The 21,808-nt window shown below is 43.1% G+C and carries 19 protein-coding genes; 14 read left to right on the plus strand and 5 right to left on the minus strand.

Annotated features, from left to right (window positions below):
- Positions 1-157 precede the first annotated feature (157 nt).
- Positions 158-778, plus strand: coding sequence for a GNAT family N-acetyltransferase (locus I3254_RS10760; protein ID WP_238052850.1), 621 nt, complete (start codon positions 158-160; stop codon positions 776-778).
- A gap of 11 nt (positions 779-789) precedes the next feature.
- On the opposite strand, the gene I3254_RS10765 is transcribed toward I3254_RS10760, so the two are convergent.
- The 4 genes from I3254_RS10765 to ampD all read right to left on the minus strand — a co-directional run bounded on the left by I3254_RS10765 (position 790) and on the right by ampD (position 4,399).
- Complete coding sequence (locus I3254_RS10765; RefSeq protein ID WP_238052851.1) at positions 790-1,413, minus strand: hypothetical protein; 624 nt, start codon at positions 1,411-1,413, stop codon at positions 790-792.
- Positions 1,414-1,542: 129 nt separating this feature from the next.
- Complete coding sequence (gene murJ / locus I3254_RS10770; RefSeq protein WP_201570656.1) at positions 1,543-3,093, minus strand: murein biosynthesis integral membrane protein MurJ; 1,551 nt, start codon at positions 3,091-3,093, stop codon at positions 1,543-1,545.
- Positions 3,094-3,235: 142 nt separating this feature from the next.
- The gene (locus I3254_RS10775; RefSeq protein WP_179797584.1) at positions 3,236-3,754 is read right to left on the minus strand and encodes a hypothetical protein; all 519 of its coding nucleotides are present in this window, start codon (positions 3,752-3,754) and stop codon (positions 3,236-3,238) included.
- A 24-nt stretch (positions 3,755-3,778) separates the two neighbouring features.
- On the minus strand, positions 3,779-4,399 hold the full coding sequence (gene ampD, locus I3254_RS10780; RefSeq protein ID WP_238052852.1) for a 1,6-anhydro-N-acetylmuramyl-L-alanine amidase AmpD: 621 nt from the start codon (positions 4,397-4,399) through the stop codon (positions 3,779-3,781).
- 151 nt (positions 4,400-4,550) lie between these two features.
- Here ampD and I3254_RS10785 point away from each other — a divergent pair, with 151 nt between their 5' ends.
- The 12 genes from I3254_RS10785 to lpxC all read left to right on the plus strand — a co-directional run bounded on the left by I3254_RS10785 (position 4,551) and on the right by lpxC (position 19,833).
- Positions 4,551-6,692, plus strand: a complete 2,142-nt coding sequence (locus I3254_RS10785) for a DUF4105 domain-containing protein (RefSeq protein ID WP_238052853.1) — start codon at positions 4,551-4,553, stop codon at positions 6,690-6,692.
- Positions 6,693-6,817: 125 nt separating this feature from the next.
- On the plus strand, positions 6,818-7,657 hold the full coding sequence (locus I3254_RS10790; protein WP_238052854.1) for an SDR family oxidoreductase: 840 nt from the start codon (positions 6,818-6,820) through the stop codon (positions 7,655-7,657).
- An 87-nt stretch (positions 7,658-7,744) separates the two neighbouring features.
- Entirely contained in the window at positions 7,745-8,779 is a 1,035-nt protein-coding gene (locus tag I3254_RS10795; protein ID WP_238052855.1) for a hypothetical protein, read from the plus strand.
- A 62-nt stretch (positions 8,780-8,841) separates the two neighbouring features.
- Positions 8,842-9,558, plus strand: a complete 717-nt coding sequence (gene pyrE / locus I3254_RS10800; protein ID WP_238052856.1) for an orotate phosphoribosyltransferase — start codon at positions 8,842-8,844, stop codon at positions 9,556-9,558.
- A 65-nt stretch (positions 9,559-9,623) separates the two neighbouring features.
- Entirely contained in the window at positions 9,624-10,595 is a 972-nt protein-coding gene (gene gshB, locus I3254_RS10805; RefSeq protein WP_179797594.1) for a glutathione synthase, read from the plus strand.
- Positions 10,596-10,891: 296 nt separating this feature from the next.
- Positions 10,892-11,977, plus strand: a complete 1,086-nt coding sequence (murG, locus tag I3254_RS10810; RefSeq protein WP_102091880.1) for an undecaprenyldiphospho-muramoylpentapeptide beta-N-acetylglucosaminyltransferase — start codon at positions 10,892-10,894, stop codon at positions 11,975-11,977.
- 66 nt (positions 11,978-12,043) lie between these two features.
- Positions 12,044-13,483, plus strand: coding sequence for a UDP-N-acetylmuramate--L-alanine ligase (gene murC, locus I3254_RS10815; protein WP_101205772.1), 1,440 nt, complete (start codon positions 12,044-12,046; stop codon positions 13,481-13,483).
- A 23-nt stretch (positions 13,484-13,506) separates the two neighbouring features.
- On the plus strand, positions 13,507-14,499 hold the full coding sequence (locus tag I3254_RS10820) for a D-alanine--D-alanine ligase (RefSeq protein WP_238052857.1): 993 nt from the start codon (positions 13,507-13,509) through the stop codon (positions 14,497-14,499).
- Positions 14,500-14,876: 377 nt separating this feature from the next.
- Complete coding sequence (locus I3254_RS10825) at positions 14,877-15,665, plus strand: cell division protein FtsQ/DivIB (RefSeq protein ID WP_238052858.1); 789 nt, start codon at positions 14,877-14,879, stop codon at positions 15,663-15,665.
- A 164-nt stretch (positions 15,666-15,829) separates the two neighbouring features.
- Positions 15,830-17,122 (plus strand): cell division protein FtsA, encoded by a 1,293-nt coding sequence (gene ftsA / locus I3254_RS10830; protein WP_238052859.1) that lies wholly within the window; start codon positions 15,830-15,832, stop codon positions 17,120-17,122.
- A 265-nt stretch (positions 17,123-17,387) separates the two neighbouring features.
- Complete coding sequence (gene ftsZ, locus I3254_RS10835; RefSeq protein ID WP_057761433.1) at positions 17,388-18,593, plus strand: cell division protein FtsZ; 1,206 nt, start codon at positions 17,388-17,390, stop codon at positions 18,591-18,593.
- Positions 18,594-18,915: 322 nt separating this feature from the next.
- Positions 18,916-19,833 carry a UDP-3-O-acyl-N-acetylglucosamine deacetylase gene (gene lpxC, locus I3254_RS10840; protein ID WP_238052860.1) on the plus strand — a complete coding sequence of 306 codons (918 nt, stop codon included), beginning with the start codon at positions 18,916-18,918 and terminating at the stop codon, positions 19,831-19,833.
- A 298-nt stretch (positions 19,834-20,131) separates the two neighbouring features.
- On the opposite strand, the gene I3254_RS10845 is transcribed toward lpxC, so the two are convergent.
- Positions 20,132-20,647, minus strand: a complete 516-nt coding sequence (locus tag I3254_RS10845; protein WP_238052861.1) for a hypothetical protein — start codon at positions 20,645-20,647, stop codon at positions 20,132-20,134.
- Positions 20,648-20,896: 249 nt separating this feature from the next.
- Here I3254_RS10845 and I3254_RS10850 point away from each other — a divergent pair, with 249 nt between their 5' ends.
- Positions 20,897-21,625: a CHAP domain-containing protein gene (locus I3254_RS10850; RefSeq protein WP_238052862.1), complete on the plus strand. Its 729-nt coding sequence runs from the start codon at positions 20,897-20,899 to the stop codon at positions 21,623-21,625.
- The last annotated feature ends 183 nt before the right edge of the window (positions 21,626-21,808 follow it).

Below are 21,808 nucleotides of genomic sequence, written 5' to 3' on the forward strand. Positions count from 1 at the left end.
TTGATGTGTCTAAAGCCAGCCATTATAAAGTAAAATAGCCACACTAACATCCTATAGTCTACGTGTAATGCAAGTATGGCGCGTAGGGTAGCTATTCTTTATTGCCAATGATGCTAACACCAACCCTAACAACAATCTCGACAACGATGGAGATCTTATGTCTGCTGCTGCCTTAAATACTATACCAACCGACCTATCGACATATCAGCTCACCGATCAGTTCGTTGTGCAGCGTGCAAATAAAGAAGATTTAGCAGAAGTCTTAGCCATTTATAATCAAAGCATACCGGGTAAACAAGCAACAGCCAATCTTGCATTGGTTACGCTAGAGGAGCGTGCCGCTTGGTTTGAGGAGCATTTGGATAGTGCAACCAGACCAATATATGTGGTTAAAGCACTATCATCAGATGATGTAGATCAAACAAAGGCGCCGATAGTTGCATGGGGCAGTTTTAGTGATCTGTATGCACGTACGGCCTATCACATCAGTACCGAGATTAGTATTTATCTACATCAAGATTATCAAGGTAAAGGGTTAGGCAGTTTGCTGACCCGTTGGATGTTGACGCAAGCACCAAGCCTAGGTATTCGAAATATCATCGCCCTTGTCTTTGCTCATAATCATCCAAGCTTAGGACTGTTCCGTAAGCTTGGCTTTGAACAATGGGGTTATATGCCCGAAGTGTGCGATATGGAAGGGTTTATCGCTGATGTTGTGATGCTGGGTAAAGCAGTCACGTCAGACCATGTCTCAGACAAAGCGTCCGAGACGATTTAAATTAATATGCTCTAACCTAAAATCTTCCATTGACCTTTTATCTTCTGTAGCTGGTAGGTCAGTGGTGCAGGTTCGCTCTGTCCTTTCAGCATCAACTCGCCAATGATAGTGGCACGAGTTTTGTCATCATTGTATTTGGTATCAGTAATCGTAACGCCATCCACCGTTTGCTGAAACGCAGACTGGGTGTTGGCAAGCTCTTCTTCGAAGTTTGCCATATCGACTTGGTAATATGACGCCGCATCCTTCACATCACCGTAATATAAGCTGTTTAGTGCTTGCTTGACAGTATCCTCTGGCGTACCGGCTTGAGTTGGGTTGGTCACTAGGCTTTTTTGTTCGGTCGCATCGGTGACTGGATTAATATTGTCACTCTCAATCGCTGTCTTATCTTCATCGCTATCTGTCATTTCGCCTGTTTCGCTAGCACTGTCATCGGTCATTGCTTGGTCAGTTGTATCATTGTCTAATGTGAGGTCTTCTGAGGTATCCACGGTCGCTGCCACATCTTCATTATCGGTAGCAGTTTCAGCCGACTCATTGTTACTACAACCGCTAATAAGCAATCCAGTGCTTAGTACACCAGTTGCTAGCAAAATTGGTAAGCGCTGAAAGATTGGCTGTTTCGTTGTCATATCAAACCTCAAATGTCATGTATTCATTAGTGATCTATTATGACAATTATCAGCAGCGCGCATTGTCATTTCTCATAACAGGCTTGTTTTGGTTTCGTAAGCCTGCCATGAGTTTGCTTATACTTTATCCTAGCCGTGCTTTAGCTGACGCGGACGGAACCCAGTTGCTAGCAATACCACACCGTAAACCAACGCTCCGACGGCACACATAATAATCAGTGCGACGATACGCTGCCACTGAGCCTCATCGGTAGGGAAGTAAGGCAGCATAAAATAAAGCACGCCAATCATAGAGCCAGTCGAGATAGCAAACTGCGTAAATAGCTTTTTCCAATGCGGACCGAAACGGAAAATATCACGCTTATGTAAGAAGTAATATAGCAGGCCTGCGTTTACAAAAGCCGCGCCAGTCGTAGCCAATGCCAGACCACCATGTAGCGGTATCTCTAAGAAATAGAATATCCCGATAAAAATAACACTAAAGATCATATTGGCGATGACAGAGATGATGCCGATTTTAACAGGGGTTCTGGTATCTTGACGCGCAAAAAACGCAGGGGCAAATATCTTAATAAGCATAAATCCTAAGATACCACCTGCCATACTACGTAGGGCCAGTGAACTCATTTGGGCATCACGTAAGGTAAACTCACCACGTAAAAACAGCGCTTGCATCAATACATCTGCCAGTACAAATAGGGCAGCCGAGGCAGGCACACCGACCAAGATAATAAGACGTGCTGCCCAGTCGATGGTTTTTTTGAAACTGACGTCGTCTTTTTGAGCTTCGCTTTTTGACAGACTTGGTAATATGACGGTACCAATCGCCACACCAATCAGACCCAACGGCAGCTCGCTCATACGTTCAGCTGCATAGAGCCAAGAGACTGAACCGCCAATCATTAACGAGGCAAAGATAGTATTCAGTAGTAAATTTATCTGAGTGACAGAGACACCAAAGATAGCAGGTAGCATCAATTTTAAAATTCGACGAACGCCTTCGTGCTGGAAGTCAATCTTTGGCGCGACAAGCAGCTTTTGTTGCCAGAGCTGGGGCAGTTGAATTAAGAACTGTAGCAAACCTGCGATAGCAACGGCATAGCCAAGGGCCATAATAGGCGTATCAAACATCGGCGCAAAAATCAGTGCCCCACCAATCATACACAGGTTCAATAACACGGGCGCAAACGCCGGTGCAGCAAACCGACCGTAGCTTTGTAGAATACCACTGGCAAAGGCTGTCATAGAAATGAATAGCAGATACGGAAAGGTAAGACGCAGTAATTCAGCGGTAATGGCAAATTTGTTGGGTTGATCGGCAAACCCAGGGGCAAACAACGTCACCACCCAAGGAGCGATTAAGATGACCACCACTGTCAGCATTGATAGCACTAGTAACAATGCGCCCGAGGTACGACTGACCAAGATCTGCACTTGTTGTAAGCTGTACTTTTCTTTGTATTCAGACAGTACTGGCACGAAAGCTTGGCTAAACGCACCTTCTGCAAACAGTCGTCGTAAGAAGTTTGGGATTTTGAAGGCGACCAAAAAGGCATCCATCAAACCACCTGCACCAAAAACCCCTAGCAATACAACATCACGTACCAAACCTAAAATACGCGATAACATGGTCATACTACTGACCACCATGGTTGAACGAAATAACCGACTTTTTGCCATGAGAACCTATCTTGCCAAGTTGTATATTGAGTTATGTGCTGATGTGATATGGATGAAAAACTGACGAATTATATCACTTTCACCATTGAGATAAATGGATTGAGTGTGGAATATGATATGTGGAAAACTGAGACTTCTTATCTTAGATCGTTTTATAAATTTCGTTTAGTATTTGAAATAACTGAGCCCGCTTATCAATCATAGATTCTCTATAGCTAGCTGCGTCATTTTCATCAAAAGGCATATCTAAAGATGCTACTCTTTTTCTGAAGGCTATCACTGTTTCACCATATAATCTTAGTGAAACTGAAGCTTCGCTATAACCAAATAGCAATAATAAGGATTCTGCTGTAGTCAATTCACTAAAGCTATTGAATAGATCATGTTGAGCATCTAATAAAATGTTTGATTTGGGAACAGAGCTATCTAGTATTAACCTTCTACGCCAATCAGAATATAGTGACCAATACCTTAAAGCAACGTTATTGAAAGTTTCTACTTTTTCTGCGACTTCTTTTAGCATCTCAAATTCACGTGCAACTTTAGCTTTCTTTTGATCGTTACGATGTTGAGTTGTAGACAGAACAAAAGTAATAATGCCTGTTATAAGTGCACCCAAGCCAATCTTAACTGCTGAATCAACTACCTCAATCCAAGTCATAAATTCTCCAGACAGTAATTCATATTAGACCACTTCCTGCTTTAATAAGTTCGAGATACTCTCACGCAACCTTGCCCATTCAAAATAATCACCAGGGTCAGTTTTACGCCCAGGCGCGATATCGCTATGGCCTGTCAAGTGGCGACGTGTTTTGGGGTAGGCCTTATAAATAGCGGCAATTACTTCGGCTAGCTGCTCATATTGAGCAGAGGTGAAGGACACAAAATCCGACCCTTCAAGCTCGATGCCAATGCTATAATCATTACATTCAGGTCGACCCAAGTAGCTAGACCGCCCGGCATGCCACGCCCGTTCGTTGAAATTGACGAACTGAGTGATAGCGCCATCACGTTCGATAAATAAATGCGCTGATACTTCCGCGCCTTTAATTGTTTGAAAGTAAGGATGAGTATCCCAGTCTAATTGATTAGTGAACAATGCTTTCACGTAATGCGTACCATTAGTGTCGCAGGCACCAAATTCATTCGGTGGTAGGCTGATATTGTGTACGACGATTGCGTCAATACTTAAACCTTTTGGCCTTACATTGTAATTGGGTGAAGCCAACCAAGTGGCTGCCGAAAGTAGACCATCTTTGATGGACATTGGCGACGTAGGTGATGAGTTTGGTGATAATACGGGCATAATGCTCTCTTTTTATACTAGTATTGATAATGGTGTGATAAACAATCTATCTAAGTAGCTAAATGATAGTGGGCGATGCGTTTGATTTTTTGACCCAGAAACTTTAATAACGCTGATAGCGTATGAATAATAACGTGCGAGATTCTACCTCATGTCTATAAAACTGACGTCCATACCTATCGATTGTACGCTAATGACCATTGGCCTGCGAGCACGTCTGCCATTGGCTATAGCAGGGCTGCTACTCTCAGCTCAAACACAGGCATTTTTACCAACGCCGCTGTCTGTCCTTGAATCAGATGCATTGTCACCTGGCGCATCTAGCTTAGCACCTACTTATTCTCATTCAGATGCATTATCTGAGTCGGGTAGCATCAGTAGTGCTGAACCTAACATTCAAAAGAGTATTTTATCTGAATCAAGCTTAGCGACAGAACAGCTGCTATCAACATGGCGGCAGCAAGTAAAAGCAGACAAGTTGGCACAGCATACAACATGGCGACGCTTGTTGTATTTTTACGATGATAAAAACAGTGTATTGGGTAAAAAGAAAACCAAGAGTTTGGTTGATGACCCGAGCTTTTTCTTAAGTGAAAATGGTCAACGAGATTCAGGTGCAGAGTTGGATGCGATGCTCGTGGCACTTGCGCAAGAGTTGGCATCATCAGCAACTGATAATGACCAAGCCAAAACTGATGCCAATAATAATTCTGTCTTATGCCGTTTTCCAGCGCGAGTGGCATGGTTGACAGAGGTGCTATCGATCGATGCTGCAAGTCTATCTGTTAAATGTCCAGAATTGGATGAGTGGATGTCGACATTAGCGCCTGAGCAGCTGTCTATCATGTTTGCGCAGGAGTACTTGGACAATCCGCTCTCTGCATTTGCTCATACGTTGCTACGCATTGACTCAAAGGCGAGCATCGCCGATCCAAACCAAATCGATAAGGCTTATGCGCTGAACTATACGGTAGACGGTGATCCAAACGACAGTTTCCCGATATATGCTACTAAGTCAATGATTGGTAGCTACAACAGCGCTATCGAAATCGACCCATATCCAGAAATGCTAGCGAAATACCTGCAAGATGATGAACGTGATACGTGGACATATCAGTTGAGTCTGACGCCAGCGGAAGTTCAGCAGATTATGCGCCACGTTTGGGAAACCAAAGCGTTAAAGATGCCGTATTACTTTACCACAGACAATTGTGCTTCTGAGATTCTACGTCTTATTGATGTAGTCCGTCCGCAGCAAAACTTACTGAGCCAATTGTCTTACGCAGTCGTGCCTTCTGATGTGATTCAACTATTAAATGATGAGCAGTTGCTGGCAAGTACGATTTATACGCCTGCTGATAACACGTTGCGTCAAAATCAGCTCAATGAGAAAAAACAACAGCGCGCGCAGTTGGGCTATCACAATAGTGCCAAACAAACCGTGAATGAGATCAAGTCTGCGCAGCTCAACCTTGTATCGAGCGTGTCAGATGATGGGCAAACACTACTCAAGCGTCAAATCGATGCATCGGATAATAATCCGATAGACAGGCATCCGCTACAGTTGGGTACGATAGGTATAGGGCAGGGTGGTGACAGTGACTATATTGATATTGGGTTTCGAGCGGGGTTTCATGATACGCTTGACCACGCTTCAGGGTATCCACAGTTTTTTAATTTAGAAGGGCTGGCTGCGACATTACGACTGTATGACACAGATGATAAGGCTAATCAGCCAGACAGTGTGGTATTGCAAAACGTCACTTTGATTCGTGGCCGCTCTTTTAACCCTGTCAATGCAGCCAAAAAAGGTAATACTTGGGGTGCCAGTATCGAGGCGACGCGAGTAAACGATGGATCGCAAGAGGCAGGTACGGATCATTTGGTCGGTAGCGTGGGTTACGAGAAAGGCTGGTCATGGGCATTTGGTACACCAGCCGCAGGTACTGGTGAGATGCCGCCGCAACTGTGCTATACCTTTTTGGCAGGTACAGGGCAAGTAGGACGAGGTATCAATAAAGGCTTTCGTCTAGGCGCAGGTATCAATGCTGGCTGCCGTTATCAGATTAACAATCAGTTACGCGCGCAAGCTGAATTGCAATTGCCATATTGGTATCATGGCAGCAGCGATGAAACCAACGTCCGTGGTCACTATTGGCAACCAGTCTCAAGCTTAGGGCTGCAATACGATATTGATAAAAAACAAGCATTACGTATCAATGCCAATTACGAATGGCAAGATCGTATCGATGCCAATGATGATATACAGCTATCGTACAGACGATACTTTTAGTCACTGATTTAGATATTGGTTTAGGCACGGATTTAGCCGTTGATTTAGGCATTAATTTAAACAAAATGGCTTCTAAGTGCTGTAATCGTTGCATAAAGGAAGTTGTATAAAGGGAAACATGCTTTATGAGTACGCAAAATTTACTAATTATCGGGCAAGGTGATATTGGCCTACCAGTGACCAATAAACTCGCCCAAGATGGCTATTGTGTGACTGGGCTGGCTCGTAGTGAGCGCGAATACTATGATTTGGTAGATAGTGCAGATTTTTTGCAGGCTAATGCGTTGACTTTGACTGCTGAGCAGCTACAAGCATTTACTCATATTGCGATTATCGTCACCCCTGACGAGTATTCAACCAGCGGTTATCACGACAGTTATCTAGCGATTAGTCAGCATTTGGCAACGCTTGCTCCACAGCTTATTAAACTTGAACGTGTGGTATTCATTTCTTCTACTGGTGTCTATGGTCAGGATAATGGCGAATGGATTGATGAGCATACTGCACCTGTCACGCCAGCGCGTGAAGCCTCAAAAGTTATATTGCAAGCAGAACAAGCGCTGCAACAGGGTTTTGGTGATAAATCTATTATTATTCGCCCTAGTGGTATCTATGGGCGCGAGCGCTTAATGCGACTACGCAAGGCTCGTGAGCCAAATAAAGATCCAGTGCCAGCGGAGCATTGGAGCAACCGTATTATGGATCGCGACTTGGTCAATATCATCGCCAAAGTGTTGACGATAGAAACACCAAAACCTGTCTATCTAGCGACGGACTATAGACCTGTTACTACGTTTGAACTAGGTGTTTGGCTTAGTGAGCAGGTTGGCGAGACACCTCCTACTATTGATAATACAAAAACCTCAGTGACAGGAAAACGCTTGCACAGCAACATTCCGTTAGCTTGGCTTGATTATGCTGATTGGCAGACAGGCTACCGAGATATTTTGAATTATCAAGAGTAAGCCTTTAGAGCTGAGCCCTAAAGAGTAAAATAGCACTTGGTATAATCGTTCTTATTTGTTTCAGACTTTACAGTCTATGGAGATTTCATGTCCCAGCCTTCTACTTCTGATGACCGTTTGTCTCATGCTAATCTGGCAACAGAAGGCGGGCAGCTGGCAGAAGGTCACGTCCGAAAAAAGGCTGAGCAATCGTCTATATTAGCTGATTCACAGCAACCTGCGATCGTACATCCTAACTTTGATCCCAAACAATCTCCTCTTGATCCTGCCAGACCATTAAGTGATATACCTGAGCCTGCTCGTCGCCTAAATGGTCAACTGCGCAGGCTTTATGGTAACTCTACGCGGTTCTATCAGCCCAATGCAGACAGCTTATCGAAGTGGTCGCTGATTGCTTCAGAAGCACTGGCTGAGCATTTATCATTGCTGAATGCGGCCCAGCTTATCGAATTGCCGGATAGCTTTTATCAGAATCATAGTGAGCAGCCACTAATATCGACATTATCGGATATGACGTTGTTAGATATGTCAGATATTCAACAGGCGATTCGCGCTTATCCAAAACTGAACCGTTACGGGTTTTTGCCTATTGATAGCGCTACAGGAGTTGAGTCAAACAACGATTCAGATGATGACTCAAATAATTACAGAAAGGCTGAGAAGCTTGTATTATCTATGCGCGCATTGACCAAACGCTATAATCCTGATGAGCTACTCAACAGTCTGTATGCCGATGATTGGCAAGTGATACTACAGCCGCAGCAGTTTGAAACAGGCGAGGGTAGTTTGGCCACGGATATTATGGCATGTAGCGTGGCTGTCCATGCGCTAAAGCAATGTAGTACCCGTAAGAGTATCAATCATAGTTATAGCGCCGCAGAAATCTGCCAGCATGTGCGTAGCTATTTGCTCAGTCAGATCGTTTGTGAGCCGTCACAGCGCCATGCATATCGTCAGATTCGACTGTTTGCTGGCCATATTATTGTTGCCGCTTATCATTTGGGCTGGGAGATACAAGTCCGAGCAGATGGACAGAGCTATTTTAATATCTCGTCGCGTAGTGGTTTGCTGACTCGCTATGCCAATATGCAGGATTATGAGATCAATGGTTGGTCAAGCTGATCAATAATGCGTACAATAATGCAAATTTTTTGTCCCCTCTTTTTGTTGATAGGAATGTCATAATGTCTCATGTAACACGCCCTCAAGATCCTACATTTTCATCTCATCAATTTATTCAACTGGCTCTAGACAACCAAGTGCTCAAATTCGGTGAGTTTATTCTAAAGTCTGGTCGTATCAGTCCGTACTTTTTTAATGCAGGTTTGCTTGCGACTGGTGAGATGTTGTCGTTACTAGCACGTGGTTACGCAGATGCCTTAGCTGAACAAATGAATACAGCAAATAATGGCGATAATGAGCAAGAGCTGGTCATCTTTGGTGCAGCTTATAAAGGTATTCCTTTTGTCGCAGCGACAGCGCAAGCGTTATGGCTACATCATGGTATTAACGCCAAGTGGGGCTATAACCGTAAAGAAGCCAAAACTCACGGCGAAGGCGGAAATTTGGTAGGTGCTGACGTAACCGGCAAGGCCGTTTGGGTGCTTGACGATGTCATCACAGCGGGTACAGCCATGCGCGAAGTGGTCGAGATTTTAGAGCAAGCAGGCGCAAGCGTTGCTGGTATTCTCGTCGCACTTGATCGTAAAGAAAAAGGTCAAGCAGATCACTCTGCTATTCAAGAGCTTGCCGCGACACTAGAAGTGCCCGTACGTGCATTGGTTGATATTGATGATTTGATCAGTTATTTGGCCGATGACCATGGTGCACGAAACGGCCAGCATAAAGACGCGACCCAGTTAGCCAAAATGCAACACTACCGTGAGCAGTACGGCGTATAGTTGGGCACTGATGTTGTTTAGTAGGTGTGTTTCATATTAATAATATAACGTAAGTGAGTTTTATCATGAGCCAACAAAAACAAGAAAAGTCGCTAAAAATACTCGTTATTATGGATCCTATCGAGCGGGTCAATTATAAAAAAGACACCAGTCTTGCTATGATGTGGGCCGCTCAAGACCGTGGCCATCAGCTCGGTTATTGTCAGATTCATGACCTGTGGTTGGACCGTGGTCAGTTGATGGTTGATACGCAGCCACTGACAGTAAAGCGTGATCCTGCAGATTTCTATACATTGGGTGATAAAAGCACAGGGCCAGTCGGCAACTATGACGTGATTTTGATGCGCAAAGATCCGCCGTTTGATATGCGCTTTATTTATGCCACTTATATGCTTGACCATGCAAAGGCGGCAGGCGTACTCGTGGTCAATGATCCACAAGCGATTCGCGACTGCAATGAGAAGTTGTTTGCGACATGGTTTAGCGATTATATGAGCCCAACGATTGTGACTAGCAAACAAGCACACATTCGTAAGTTTATCGCTGAACAGCAGGACGTCATCGTCAAACCATTAGATGGTATGGGCGGCACTGGCATCTTCCGTTTAACTGCTGATAGCCCAAACATCGGAGTGACATTAGAGATACTGACTGAGCTTGAGACTTTGCCCATTATGGCGCAGCGTTATTTGCCAGAAATCAAAGAGGGCGATAAGCGCGTATTGATCGTTGATGGAGTCGTGGTAGATTATAGTTTGGCTCGTATTCCAACCAAAGGCGAGACCCGTGGTAATCTAGCAGCTGGTGGTAGCGGTGTTGCCATGCCATTGACTGATATTGAACGTCAAGTAGCAGAAGTTGTGGCACCAATCGTCAAAGAAAAAGGTCTAATGTTCGTTGGTCTAGACTTGATCGGTGGACGTATCACTGAGATTAACGTCACTAGCCCAACATGCGTACGTGAGATTGATGACCAATGCGGTACAGATATCGCAACCGACTTTATCATGGCGATTGAAAATAAATTTACTGCGTAGCTTTCGCTATGTTCAGGAAAGTTTTGAGTTCAGGAATATTTTGACTACGTAAAACCCATATTTTGAGGTATTGTTAGTCATTGATTTTCCTTACCGTTTATTAGCATGACACGACGCCAAGCCGTGACCGATCATGGCTTGGATTTTTGTTATTTTTGCTGCATAAAGTACTGTATATAAGACAATGATTTCCTCTATACTATGCGGGCTTTGGCTAGGTCATTATTTTTCATAATTGTTACCGCTGCAGTGAGATAAACCCTTCATATAAATAAAGTAAAGATAGGCAGGCGTTCATGAAAACACCGCACATATTGATGATGGCAGCTGGTACGGGCGGGCATGTTTTTCCAGCGCTTGCAGTGAGCGACGAGCTGACCCAGCGCGGTGCGGTGATTCATTGGTTGGGAACGCCAAATGGTATGGAAAATGGGTTGGTTGAGCCAACAGGTTATCCCTTTCATGCTATTAATATGCAAGGGCTTCGTGGCAAAGGCGTTGGTCGATTATTGAAGCTACCAATGACTCTGCTATCAGCGACGATGGCAGCAGTAAAAGTGATTCGTAGTAATCAGATTGACGTGGTCGTTGGGTTCGGTGGTTATGTCACTGCACCTGGCGGTATCGCTGCGCGTATGACTAATACGCCTTTGATTATCCATGAGCAAAATGCCATCGCTGGCATGAGCAACCGCTACTTATCTAAGCTGTCGACTAAGACATTACAAGCGTTCGAGAATACCTTTGCTAATAGTCAGCAAGATGCCAAGCTTGAGACAGTGGGCAATCCTGTGCGTAACGCCATTACTGGTGTCGCAGAGCCAACCATACGCTACGATGTAAATGACAGTTCACCGCTTAAACTGTTGGTAGTGGGCGGTTCACTTGGTGCTCAGGTATTAAATGATACAGTACCAAAAGCATTAGCATTACTAGATCAGCCACTTGAAGTCCTACACCAGTGCGGACGCAACAATGAAGCAGCCACGCAAGCAGCTTATAGCGCACAAGACCTAAACAACCATCAGTTTACTGTACAGCCTTTTATTGATGATATGGCTGCAGCTTATAACTGGGCAGACATCATCGTTTGCCGCGCAGGTGCGTTGACCGTGACCGAGATTCAAAACGTCGGCATCGCCGCTATTTTTGTACCGCTACCGCATGCAGTAGATGACCATCAGACGGCTAATGCACGCACGTTGACCTCGCATGATGCGGCAATTCTATTACCGCAGTCAGAGCTAACTGCCAAAAGTCTAAGTGACGAGCTTGGCGTACTCAATCGAGAGAAGTGCTTGGCAATGGCAAAAAAAGGCCATGCGTTGGCCAACCGTAGTGCGAGTAAGCAAGTTGCTGACATCATTTGGCAAGCGCTATAGTCTGTCATCTATACCCCTTATTTGAATTTACTAAGTTTTATTGACCTTTAATAAAGAGAGATCCTTATGCCTACCTCTGCGAAAGCTCTACCTAAGCGTTTGATTGAAATACCAGAAATGCGCCGCATTCAGCATTTGCATTTTATCGGTATTGGTGGCTCAGGCATGTGTGGTATCGCTGAGGTGATGAACAATCAAGGCTATCAGGTCAGTGGTTCCGACATCGCAGAAAGCTTGGTGACTAAACGATTACAGCAAATCGGCATCGAGATATCGATTGGCCATGACTCTAAAAACATTGCCAATGCTGACGTTATCGTTGTCTCATCAGCGATTGATCGTAGCAACCCTGAGGTAAAAGCAGCACTTGAAGCTCGTCTGCCAGTAGTACGCCGCGCCGATATGCTTGGTGAGCTAATGCGCTATCGTCATGGTATCGCAGTTGCTGGCGCGCATGGCAAAACGACAACGACGAGTTTGCTCACCACAATGATGGCAGAAGGACAGCTAGATCCTACCTATGTCATCGGCGGTAAGTTAAATGCGTCAGGCAAAAATGCGGCATTGGGTAGCAGCCGTTTCTTGGTAGCAGAGGCTGATGAGTCTGATGCATCGTTCTTGTCATTGCATCCGATGGCCGCGATTGTGACCAACATCGACCAAGACCATATGGAAACCTACGAAAACAGCTTTGATAAATTAAAAGCCGCTTATATCCAGTTTCTACAAAACATGCCGTTTTACGGTTTGGCAGTGGTCTGCGGTGACGACCCTGAGCTGTATGCAATGATCGATGATATCGGTCGTCCAGTATTGACCTTTGGTCTTGAGCCGTTCAATGATGTACAAGCTGTAGACTTGGTAACGGAAGGAACCAAAACTCACTTTACCGTACTGCGCCGTGACCGTGAGCCATTACGCCTAACGTTAAATATTCCTGGTACACATAACGTTTATAACGCGCTTGCTGCCATCACGATGGCGACTGACGAAGGCGTTGATGATGCAGCAATTGAGCGCGCCCTGCAAAAATTTGAAGGCGTGGGTCGTCGTTTTGAGCAGCATGCTTCTGTCGATATCGATGATGGTAATGTCTTATTGATTGATGATTATGGTCATCATCCAAAAGAAGTCGATGCGACCATTAAAGCCGCTCGTCAAAGCTTCCCTGATCGTCGTTTAGTGATGCTATTTCAGCCGCATCGTTATAGCCGTACCCGTGATTGCTACGACGATTTTGTAGAAGTGCTATCGAGTGTTGATGAGCTATTATTATTAGATGTTTATTCAGCAGGGGAGAGTCCGATTACGGGCGCTGATACCAAGTCACTAGCGCGCAGTATCCGTTTGCGCGGTGAAGTTGAACCGACTATTATTGATAAAGACAATCTAGCCCCTGTTATGCAGCGTTTGTTAAAAGCCAACGACATGCTGATTACCCAAGGCGCTGGTAATGTCGGGCAGATTGCTATCGATTTGGCTGCCAATAACCTTTATATTAAGTAAGCTAAAATTTAGGGACGATACTCATGACAACTGATAATAAAGATAATAATAGCAATCAAAATACAGCTACCAATGATACATCTGTAGACACGACGACTGATGCAAAAGATGCCAGTCAGTTTGGCAAAGTAGCCGTTATTTATGGTGGCAGTAGCAATGAGCGTAGCGTGTCTTTGGACAGTGGTGCGGCAGTGTTGCAAGCGCTGCAAAACCAAGGCGTTGATGCCACTCATTTTGATCCAAAGCACCAAGACATCACTGAGCTACGCAAATATGACCGCGTGTTTAATGTGTTGCATGGTCGTGGCGGCGAAGATGGCTTGTTGCAAGGCGTATTACAGTGGTTTGATATACCGCAAACTGGTTCAGGGATTCTAGCGTCTGCACTAGGTATGGACAAAGTACGTACCAAGCAACTGTGGCAAGGTTGCGGCCTTTCAACTGCACCATTTTCATTATTGACGGCTGATACTGACTGGCAGCAAGTGGTTAACATGCTAGGTTTGCCACTTATTATTAAACCAGTTCATGAAGGTTCAAGTATTGGCATGACCAAGGTCAACCACCTTGACGAACTGCCTGCTGCTTATGCAACTGCAGTGGAATGTGGTGATGCGGTGATGGCTGAGCGCTGGATTACAGGTCGCGAATTTACGATTGTGATTATCGATGACGAAGCCTATCCAGTTATTCGTCTCGAACCAGCTGATATCACTAACTTCTATGATTTTGAAGCCAAGTACAATCGTAACGATACCAGTTACTACATCCCCTGTGGATTGAGCGCTGCTGATGAAAAGCACTTGCAAGATTTAAGCCTTGCAGCATTTCGTGCAGTAGATGCAAAAGGCTGGGGACGTATCGATGCCATGCAAGATGAAGCAGGCAATTTTTGGTTGCTTGAAATCAATACCGTACCAGGTATGACCAGTCATAGTTTGGTTCCGATGGCGGCCAAAGCTCGGGGACTAGATTTTGATGCACTATGCTGGCATATTTTGGCGCAAACGCTATAACTGTCAGATTAACTAGATTGAGCAGATAGTGATGACTCTTTGTGTCACTAGAGCTGCTATACCACAGCTTCGTGTAAACTTGTGTAAATTCGCTGCTGCTAGTTGGTGTTTGGCTATTGTTTAACCATAAAATACGTTAATATTGTAAGAATAGGTCTATTTCGGCGATATTTATGTTGTTTTGTGAATACAGCTGATAACTTATTCATAATTTAAGAAAAATGTTACGTTTAAATCAACGTAATCGCTGTATATAAGCTATATTTTTAATAAAATTTGATAACATATCGACTTAATAAGCTTCTGCCAAAAATACGCAGATTTATATCAATAAATAGCATGATCAGTTTTATGCAAATATAGGGACAAAGGTCGTTATGGCTCAAACTGTCAACGAGGTAACTGACTTGATGAGTGATAAAGCCGGTCGCCCAAAATCTAAGATCCAAATACCGGCAACGGTAAAGTATCTATTTATGGTACTGGTCTTAGGTTTGCTAGTGCTAATATTAATGATGGGCGGCAAAGCGCTGCGTGATGCACCGCCAGCAAATATTTATGTCAGTAATCAAGGTTTGTCTGCTGCTCAATATCGCTCATTACAAGACGTGATGGAGCAACAGCAAGTAAGTAGCTTTTTTACTTCTGATTTGCAAACATTACGCGACATTACGATGGGCTTAGCTTGGGTAGACCAAGTGAGTATCTCTCGTGATTGGCAACGTGGCATCGTCGTCAACGCATTACCCAAGCAAGCAGTTGCTAATTTTGGTACAGAACGTTTGGTCGATGCAAAAGGGGCTGTGTTTGTTCCTGCTGATAGTAGGGATTTAACACAAGAGCGTTTTGCGACCTTACAGGGTGAGATGTCTCAAGCACCAGTTATTATGCAACAAATGCAACAAGTTAATGATTGGTATGCACCGCTTGGTATGCAGGTCGAAGATATCATTCTATCACCGAGAATGACCTGGCTGATCCGCTTTGACAATGGGCTACGTGTGATTGTCGACAATGAGAATACGGCGCAAAAACTACTGAATTTAAGCCAACTGCTTGGCAATCAGTTACGTACGCGTCGAGATGAAATGCAGTCTGTAGATTTACGATACAAAAATGGCTTTACCATTGCTTGGAACGTGACACAGAGTGCTGAAGCAGAATAGCCTAAGTAAGTACTACATCTATGCATAACCGATGTGAGCTAATAGGGCTTATTTAGTTTGAAGAAAATATGTACAACATCATAGCGTATTAGTAACGCTTTTTTTAATGATTTAATAGAAGAGCATCACTTGCTCTTCTATTTAGCGATAATTTGTCTGGTCCCATGAAAAATAATGAAAATCTGGTTGTTGTCCATCTAAGTGCCACGGCAGTATATGTCGTCATAGGCAATGTTGTCTCTGCAAAAGACATCCGTATTTTGGGTGTAGGACAAGTTAAAAACAGCGATTTTTATCAAGGTCAAATAAAGCACCGTGAACGTCTGCAAGGTGCTATTAAGCAAGCCATTCAAGAAGCAGAAGACACCGCTAATTGTCGTGTGCATAGTGTCTGGTTAACGCTTGCGACACCCGAGCTATCTAGCAAAAACAGTGCTGGAGAGGTCAAAGTAGAAGATGAAGTTGTACGTGCCCAAGATATGGTACAAGCATTGGCTAATGCAAAGTCGCGTGATTTATCATCTGACTATTATTTGATGCATTGCTGTCAGCAAGGTATCTATGTCGATGAGCAAGACTTTCTGGTGGATGATGTCATCGAAATGATGGCACACAATATCACCGTGATGTACCACATGATGATGATGCCTGTTGCCAGCCGTCAGAATATCCAAAAGCTATTGCAAAGTTGTGACGTCGGCATTGATCATATTGTTTTCGATGCAGTGACCAGCGCTGAGTATAGTTTGATGACTGAGGAACGTCAGCAAGGCGTTTGCTTAGTAGATATTGGTGCTAGTACGACCAGCATTTGTGTGTATAAAGAGAATAAGTTGATTTTTACACATTGTATAGCAACAGGCAGTCATGAAGTGACAATGGATATTTCAGCTGATTTTGGTATTTCCATGATTGAAGCTGAAAAGCTGAAGAAGTCTCATGGTACAGCTGATGTCAATAGTGTCGATCCAAGCGCCTTCTTTTTGTTCAAGCCTCAAGGATCGGGCGACGAAATAAATATTGGTATCTATAACTTGGCACGTATTATTGAAGCTCGTTACGTTCAGATATTTACTGAAGTAGCGCGTCAATTACACGAAGCAGGTTTGATAGGCTATATCGATAAAGGGATTGTGTTGACTGGCGGCGGTAGTACGATTAAAGGTATGATACCCTTTGCCAAAAAGCTACTAAAAATGCCTGTCGTACTGACCAATACTCATCCTGCTATCAGTGCTTATAATCATTTCGATAATGACGAGTCATTTAAGCTACTAAATAGCCAAGTGAATGACCGTGCTTATCAGACGGCTTTTGGTACGTTGTTATATAGCCAGAGTGAGCAATTCCGCCGTAGCGAAAAAAGCGAACCTGAAGCGATTCAAAACAATCGCGTATCAGGCGTGTTTCGGAGTGCGGGTCAACGGTTTGCAAATGTCTTAAAGAAAATATTATAGACCTGTTTAACCTCATATTTAGAGCATTCATACATTATGGAATACCTCTAAGTTGATTAAGCAAAAAATAAAGTAACATTGCGAATAAATTCGTTTTAAAAATAAAGTATTAAGTAATAATGACATATTATTGTCTATACTGATCGATTTTAGCCATACCCTGTTTTATTTAAATACATTTATATATAGTATGTCGATAGCACGCCACATGAGTGCGTTACTATGTATCGACTTACACGCTATCTGCAACTGGAGAATCTTTTTTATGTCAAAATACACCATGCCAGATGATAATCAGCTTCAAAACAATGGCCAAGCAAGCTTCACTGTATTCGGTGTTGGTGGCGGCGGCGGTAATGCAGTTGAACATATGGTACAGCAAGGTATCAGAGGTGTAACGTTCGTTTGTGCCAATACAGATAAACAAGCGCTAGATCGTCTTACTGCACCGCACAAACTGCAATTAGGTGCAAAAACGAACCGTGGTCTAGGGGCAGGCGCAAATCCAGAAGTGGGTCGTGAAGCAGCAGAGAGCGAAGAAGAAGCGATTCGCGCATTGCTTGAGCACTCAGATATGGTATTTATCACTGCTGGTATGGGCGGCGGTACTGGTACAGGCGCAGCGCCAGTCGTTGCTCGTATTGCGAAAGAAATGGAAGTATTAACAGTTGCTGTTGTGACTACGCCATTCAAATTCGAAGGTGGTAAGCGTATCAAAGCTGCTAAAGCAGGTATTGAGCAGCTGACTAACTTTGTCGACTCAATTATCACGATTCCGAATGATAAGTTGATGAGTGTATACGGCAACATCTCTATGCAAGATGCTTTCAAAAAAGCGGATGATGTATTGCTGCATGCCGTTCAAGGTATTGCCGAGACCATCGCTAGCGAAGGTATGATAAACATTGACTTTAACGATATCCGTACGGCAATGACTGCCAAAGGTCATGCGATGATGGGTATTGGTCGCGCCAGCGGCGATGATCGTGCGCGTCAAGCCACTGAAAAAGCCATCAGATCACCACTACTTGATGATTTGCGTTTAGAAAATGCAAAAGGTCTACTTGTTAACGTTATTTCTTCAGAGTCATTGTCACTAGATGAGATGAGCAAAATCAGTGCAATAGTCGAAGAAATTACTGATATCGACGACGCTCACATTTTTTACGGTTCTGTGATTGATGAAAAAATGGGTGACGACTTACATGTAACCGTCATCGCAACTGGCTTAACGTTAGATGAAAACGCAGGTCAAGAGCCAGAAGTAGTAGAGCAGCCAGTACCTTCTGTTAATAGCACACAACCTGTTGATCCTAACGTGCATACTAGTGCTTTAAACAGTCAGAAGCAGTCACAAGCTCAGCAGTATCAAGATAGCGTTGCACGTCCTAGCGCAAGTGCACCTCAAGAGCAGCCTAAGACTAAAACAAACAGTATCCAAGACTATTTAAAGCGTCAACAGAATAAATAGTACTTCTAATTTACTGTGAGTAAGAAAAAGCCAGCGTTTTAACGCTGGTTTTTTTTGTTTGAGAAAAGCTGAAACGTTTCTATAAGAAGAATCATGAGAGTTTTCTATGTAATCTATATGTATATGACTGTCTAAACTTATATCAATCTCGTTGTTTTATAGCATTGAATAGAGCATAAGAAGTAAAAATTAGTGATAGAAAGTTGACGATAAGTGTTATCAATCAAGGAGATAAGAAAATTAGCGCTTTTTATATATAGCGAATAAGGGGTCGGTAATGGTACACTATGTCAATTGTAACAAAATATGTGAGAAGACAACCATGAACCAAAGAACCATAAAAACAGCAATAGCCGTTACGGGTACTGGTCTACATAGTGGTCAGCCTGTTGACTTGGAGTTTCATCCACAGCCGATTGACACTGGTATTGTTTTCGAGCGCTCTGATATAGAAGGTAGTCAACCAATTCCAGCGAGTGCGTTTTTAGTACAAGACACGATGATGTCATCAAACTTAGTGTTTGGTGGTACGCGAGTGGGCACGGTTGAGCATCTGCTTAGTGCCATTGCTGGTCTAGGAGTGGATAACCTATTGATTCGTGTCTCTGCTTCAGAGATACCAATTATGGATGGTAGCGCTGCGCCTTTTGTTGCGCTCTTACTAGATGCAGGATTTTGTGAGCAAGAAGCGGCCAAGAAATTCATTAAAATTATACGGCCAGTACGAGTAAAGCTAGAAGATAAGTGGGCAGAGCTACGTCCTTATGAAGGGTATGAATTAAATTTCGAAATTGATTTTGATCATCCTGCGTTTGATAAGAACTTTCAGCATGCACAGTTGCAGTTCTCTACACAGAACTTCATCGAACAATTAAGTACTGCGCGTACTTTTGGATTTTTACGTGATATAGAAGCACTACGTCAAAACAACCTAGCATTAGGTGGTAGTATGGAAAATGCCATCGTTATCGATGATGCCAACATACTCAATGCCGAAGGCTTACGTTTTAACGATGAGTTTGTCCGTCATAAAATTTTAGATGCTTTGGGAGATTTGCATTTGATTGGCTACCCAATTTTAGGTCGTTTTAATGCCTATAAGTCTGGTCATGCTCTAAATAACTTATTGGTACGTGAAATACTGTCTGACGAAAACAATTTTGAAATTGTAACTTTTAATGACAATGTAACCTGTCCTATCGAGTATTTACCGCTTAATGATTTGGTTATTGAAGGATAAATACAGGAATATACAGGAAGTAGCGAAACATTTACGCAATATTACATAGAAGGCTCATAATTACATTTATATAATATTCTATATTTTGAATATATTATCTATATGAATATATGAATTTTCCGTTAAGGTACACAGTACAAAAGCTGTAGATGGTTTTTAAATCCTTCGTTAGCTATATCCATAATCTGGATGTAACTAACGAAGGATTTTTTTTATCTGATACATTACAAAAATCCATCTTTATCAATGCCATCACCTGCTCTTATTTACATAACTTTACATTTAACGCTCAGTATTTTTAATGATTAATCAAACGCAAAAGGGCTTTTCTGAGATTTTCATCAGTGGTGACATGCTCTGCGGCCTGTGATATAGTCCGTTTTGTGTTCTGGCTAAGCACCTGATTTTCATTGGCTTTACGAGAATTTGGTAAGTGCAGTGATGATGTTGATGATTGTTTAGATGAATAATTATCGGCAGAGCTTTTAGCCACAACGACGCGAATTTGCTTGAGTTGTTTAAATGTAATTGACTGCTCTGTTAGTATTTGCAAATACGAGCTATGTAAATAGCGAATATGATTTGCTGCTGTCATTGAGCTAACACTTAATATCAACTGCTCAGGTGTTAAGCCTACAACCCAACAGGTATTGAGTATTTCTTCAGGTAGACAGTCTACTAATAGCTCTTTTATCTCGTTGGTTGCTTCTATATATAGTCGCATGTTGTTAGCAAGGGTTTGAGGTAGCGCGCTACCAGCAAATGCTTGATGATCTATAAGCTGGGCAAGCCGATTAGGTTGTTTTTTTGACATCGTAAGTACTCATCTAATAGGTGACAAACTCGATACTCATAACAGACATGCTAAAAGCAATATATAGCAGATGGCTTATAAGATAGTTGACTAGGTGGGAGGTACTACTGGCACTAGTCACTATTTGAAAAGAATGAACCGTTGTAATAGGGATTTTATCACGTCTATTTGATGATTATATCCTCTAAATTAATTGATGCTTCGTTATGGATGACGAGCAGACTTGTATTAACAATAGGTAGTAAATTTATGAAACAAGCTTTATTAATTTTGTCAGTATTGGGAATGGGTATCGCACAGACGAGTGGTGCTGCCGAAACAACCTTTCAACCAAATAATACCTTGAGTCATACCATCACAAATATTTCTACTTCTGCGAACTATGGTTCTAGTCGCAACATCTATAGCACTAACAGTGGTGCACATGTATATAGCAACGATGAGATCAGTCAAGCAATTGACAACCTAAGCGCTCATGCTAAGCAAAAAGAATACCAACTAGCTTCACTGACCAGTCGTTTGTCTTACGAACAGCGTCAGCAGCAAGCAAGCCGTGTACCTGACCGCAACTCTGCTCCTGCTATTGCAGCAGCAAGTGCATCTCGCGTTGCACTATCTAGAAGCTCTGGCTACTGTGCTCGCTATGTACGTAAAGCATTACAATCTGCAGGTTACGAATTTACGCCTAACCCTTCAGCCTATCAGTACGCCTCTCGTGGCACACTAGCCCAAGCTGGCTTTACCAAGATCAGTAACGACATGGCACCACAAGTTGGTGATGTCGTTGTCTATAACCGCACGTCAAGCCGTCCACATGGTCATATCCAGATTTTTGATGGCAATGATTGGGTATCTGATTTCCGTCAAAACAGCATCAGCCCATATAGCGGTAATTACAGTTATACGACATGGCGTGATTCGCAGTATGTTGATGATGCATCAGACCGTGGTATCTACCTTGCGATGGCTGACAAATAAACATCGGTTAAGTGAAGTAAGAATCAGTTAAATAAGACTAAAGTTTTCTCCAAACTCAGTAATGCTCTTTATGACATTACTGGGTTTTTTTTGTGCTTAAATAATTATGGGGCTGTAGTAGATAAGGATTAAATATCACACCATTTTCTCAAGGTTTTCAGCTGATTAGATGGTGAGCCATAG

It is taken from the genome of Psychrobacter sp. Ps2, assembly GCF_022129405.1.
In the GTDB taxonomy this organism is placed as follows: Bacteria; Pseudomonadota; Gammaproteobacteria; order Pseudomonadales; family Moraxellaceae; genus Psychrobacter.

What these genes read in the sequence shown, in the direction of transcription:
- I3254_RS10760 (WP_238052850.1), top strand. Translation starts at nt 158, where the DNA reads ATGTCTGCTGCTGCCTTAAATACTATACCAACCGACCTATCGACATAT.
- I3254_RS10765 (WP_238052851.1), bottom strand. Translation starts at nt 1,413, where the DNA reads ATGACAACGAAACAGCCAATCTTTCAGCGCTTACCAATTTTGCTAGCA.
- murJ (WP_201570656.1), bottom strand. Translation starts at nt 3,093, where the DNA reads ATGGCAAAAAGTCGGTTATTTCGTTCAACCATGGTGGTCAGTAGTATG.
- I3254_RS10775 (WP_179797584.1), bottom strand. Translation starts at nt 3,754, where the DNA reads ATGACTTGGATTGAGGTAGTTGATTCAGCAGTTAAGATTGGCTTGGGT.
- ampD (WP_238052852.1), bottom strand. Translation starts at nt 4,399, where the DNA reads ATGCCCGTATTATCACCAAACTCATCACCTACGTCGCCAATGTCCATC.
- I3254_RS10785 (WP_238052853.1), top strand. Translation starts at nt 4,551, where the DNA reads ATGTCTATAAAACTGACGTCCATACCTATCGATTGTACGCTAATGACC.
- I3254_RS10790 (WP_238052854.1), top strand. Translation starts at nt 6,818, where the DNA reads ATGAGTACGCAAAATTTACTAATTATCGGGCAAGGTGATATTGGCCTA.
- I3254_RS10795 (WP_238052855.1), top strand. Translation starts at nt 7,745, where the DNA reads ATGTCCCAGCCTTCTACTTCTGATGACCGTTTGTCTCATGCTAATCTG.
- pyrE (WP_238052856.1), top strand. Translation starts at nt 8,842, where the DNA reads ATGTCTCATGTAACACGCCCTCAAGATCCTACATTTTCATCTCATCAA.
- gshB (WP_179797594.1), top strand. Translation starts at nt 9,624, where the DNA reads ATGAGCCAACAAAAACAAGAAAAGTCGCTAAAAATACTCGTTATTATG.
- murG (WP_102091880.1), top strand. Translation starts at nt 10,892, where the DNA reads ATGAAAACACCGCACATATTGATGATGGCAGCTGGTACGGGCGGGCAT.
- murC (WP_101205772.1), top strand. Translation starts at nt 12,044, where the DNA reads ATGCCTACCTCTGCGAAAGCTCTACCTAAGCGTTTGATTGAAATACCA.
- I3254_RS10820 (WP_238052857.1), top strand. Translation starts at nt 13,507, where the DNA reads ATGACAACTGATAATAAAGATAATAATAGCAATCAAAATACAGCTACC.
- I3254_RS10825 (WP_238052858.1), top strand. Translation starts at nt 14,877, where the DNA reads ATGGCTCAAACTGTCAACGAGGTAACTGACTTGATGAGTGATAAAGCC.
- ftsA (WP_238052859.1), top strand. Translation starts at nt 15,830, where the DNA reads ATGAAAAATAATGAAAATCTGGTTGTTGTCCATCTAAGTGCCACGGCA.
- ftsZ (WP_057761433.1), top strand. Translation starts at nt 17,388, where the DNA reads ATGTCAAAATACACCATGCCAGATGATAATCAGCTTCAAAACAATGGC.
- lpxC (WP_238052860.1), top strand. Translation starts at nt 18,916, where the DNA reads ATGAACCAAAGAACCATAAAAACAGCAATAGCCGTTACGGGTACTGGT.
- I3254_RS10845 (WP_238052861.1), bottom strand. Translation starts at nt 20,647, where the DNA reads ATGTCAAAAAAACAACCTAATCGGCTTGCCCAGCTTATAGATCATCAA.
- I3254_RS10850 (WP_238052862.1), top strand. Translation starts at nt 20,897, where the DNA reads ATGAAACAAGCTTTATTAATTTTGTCAGTATTGGGAATGGGTATCGCA.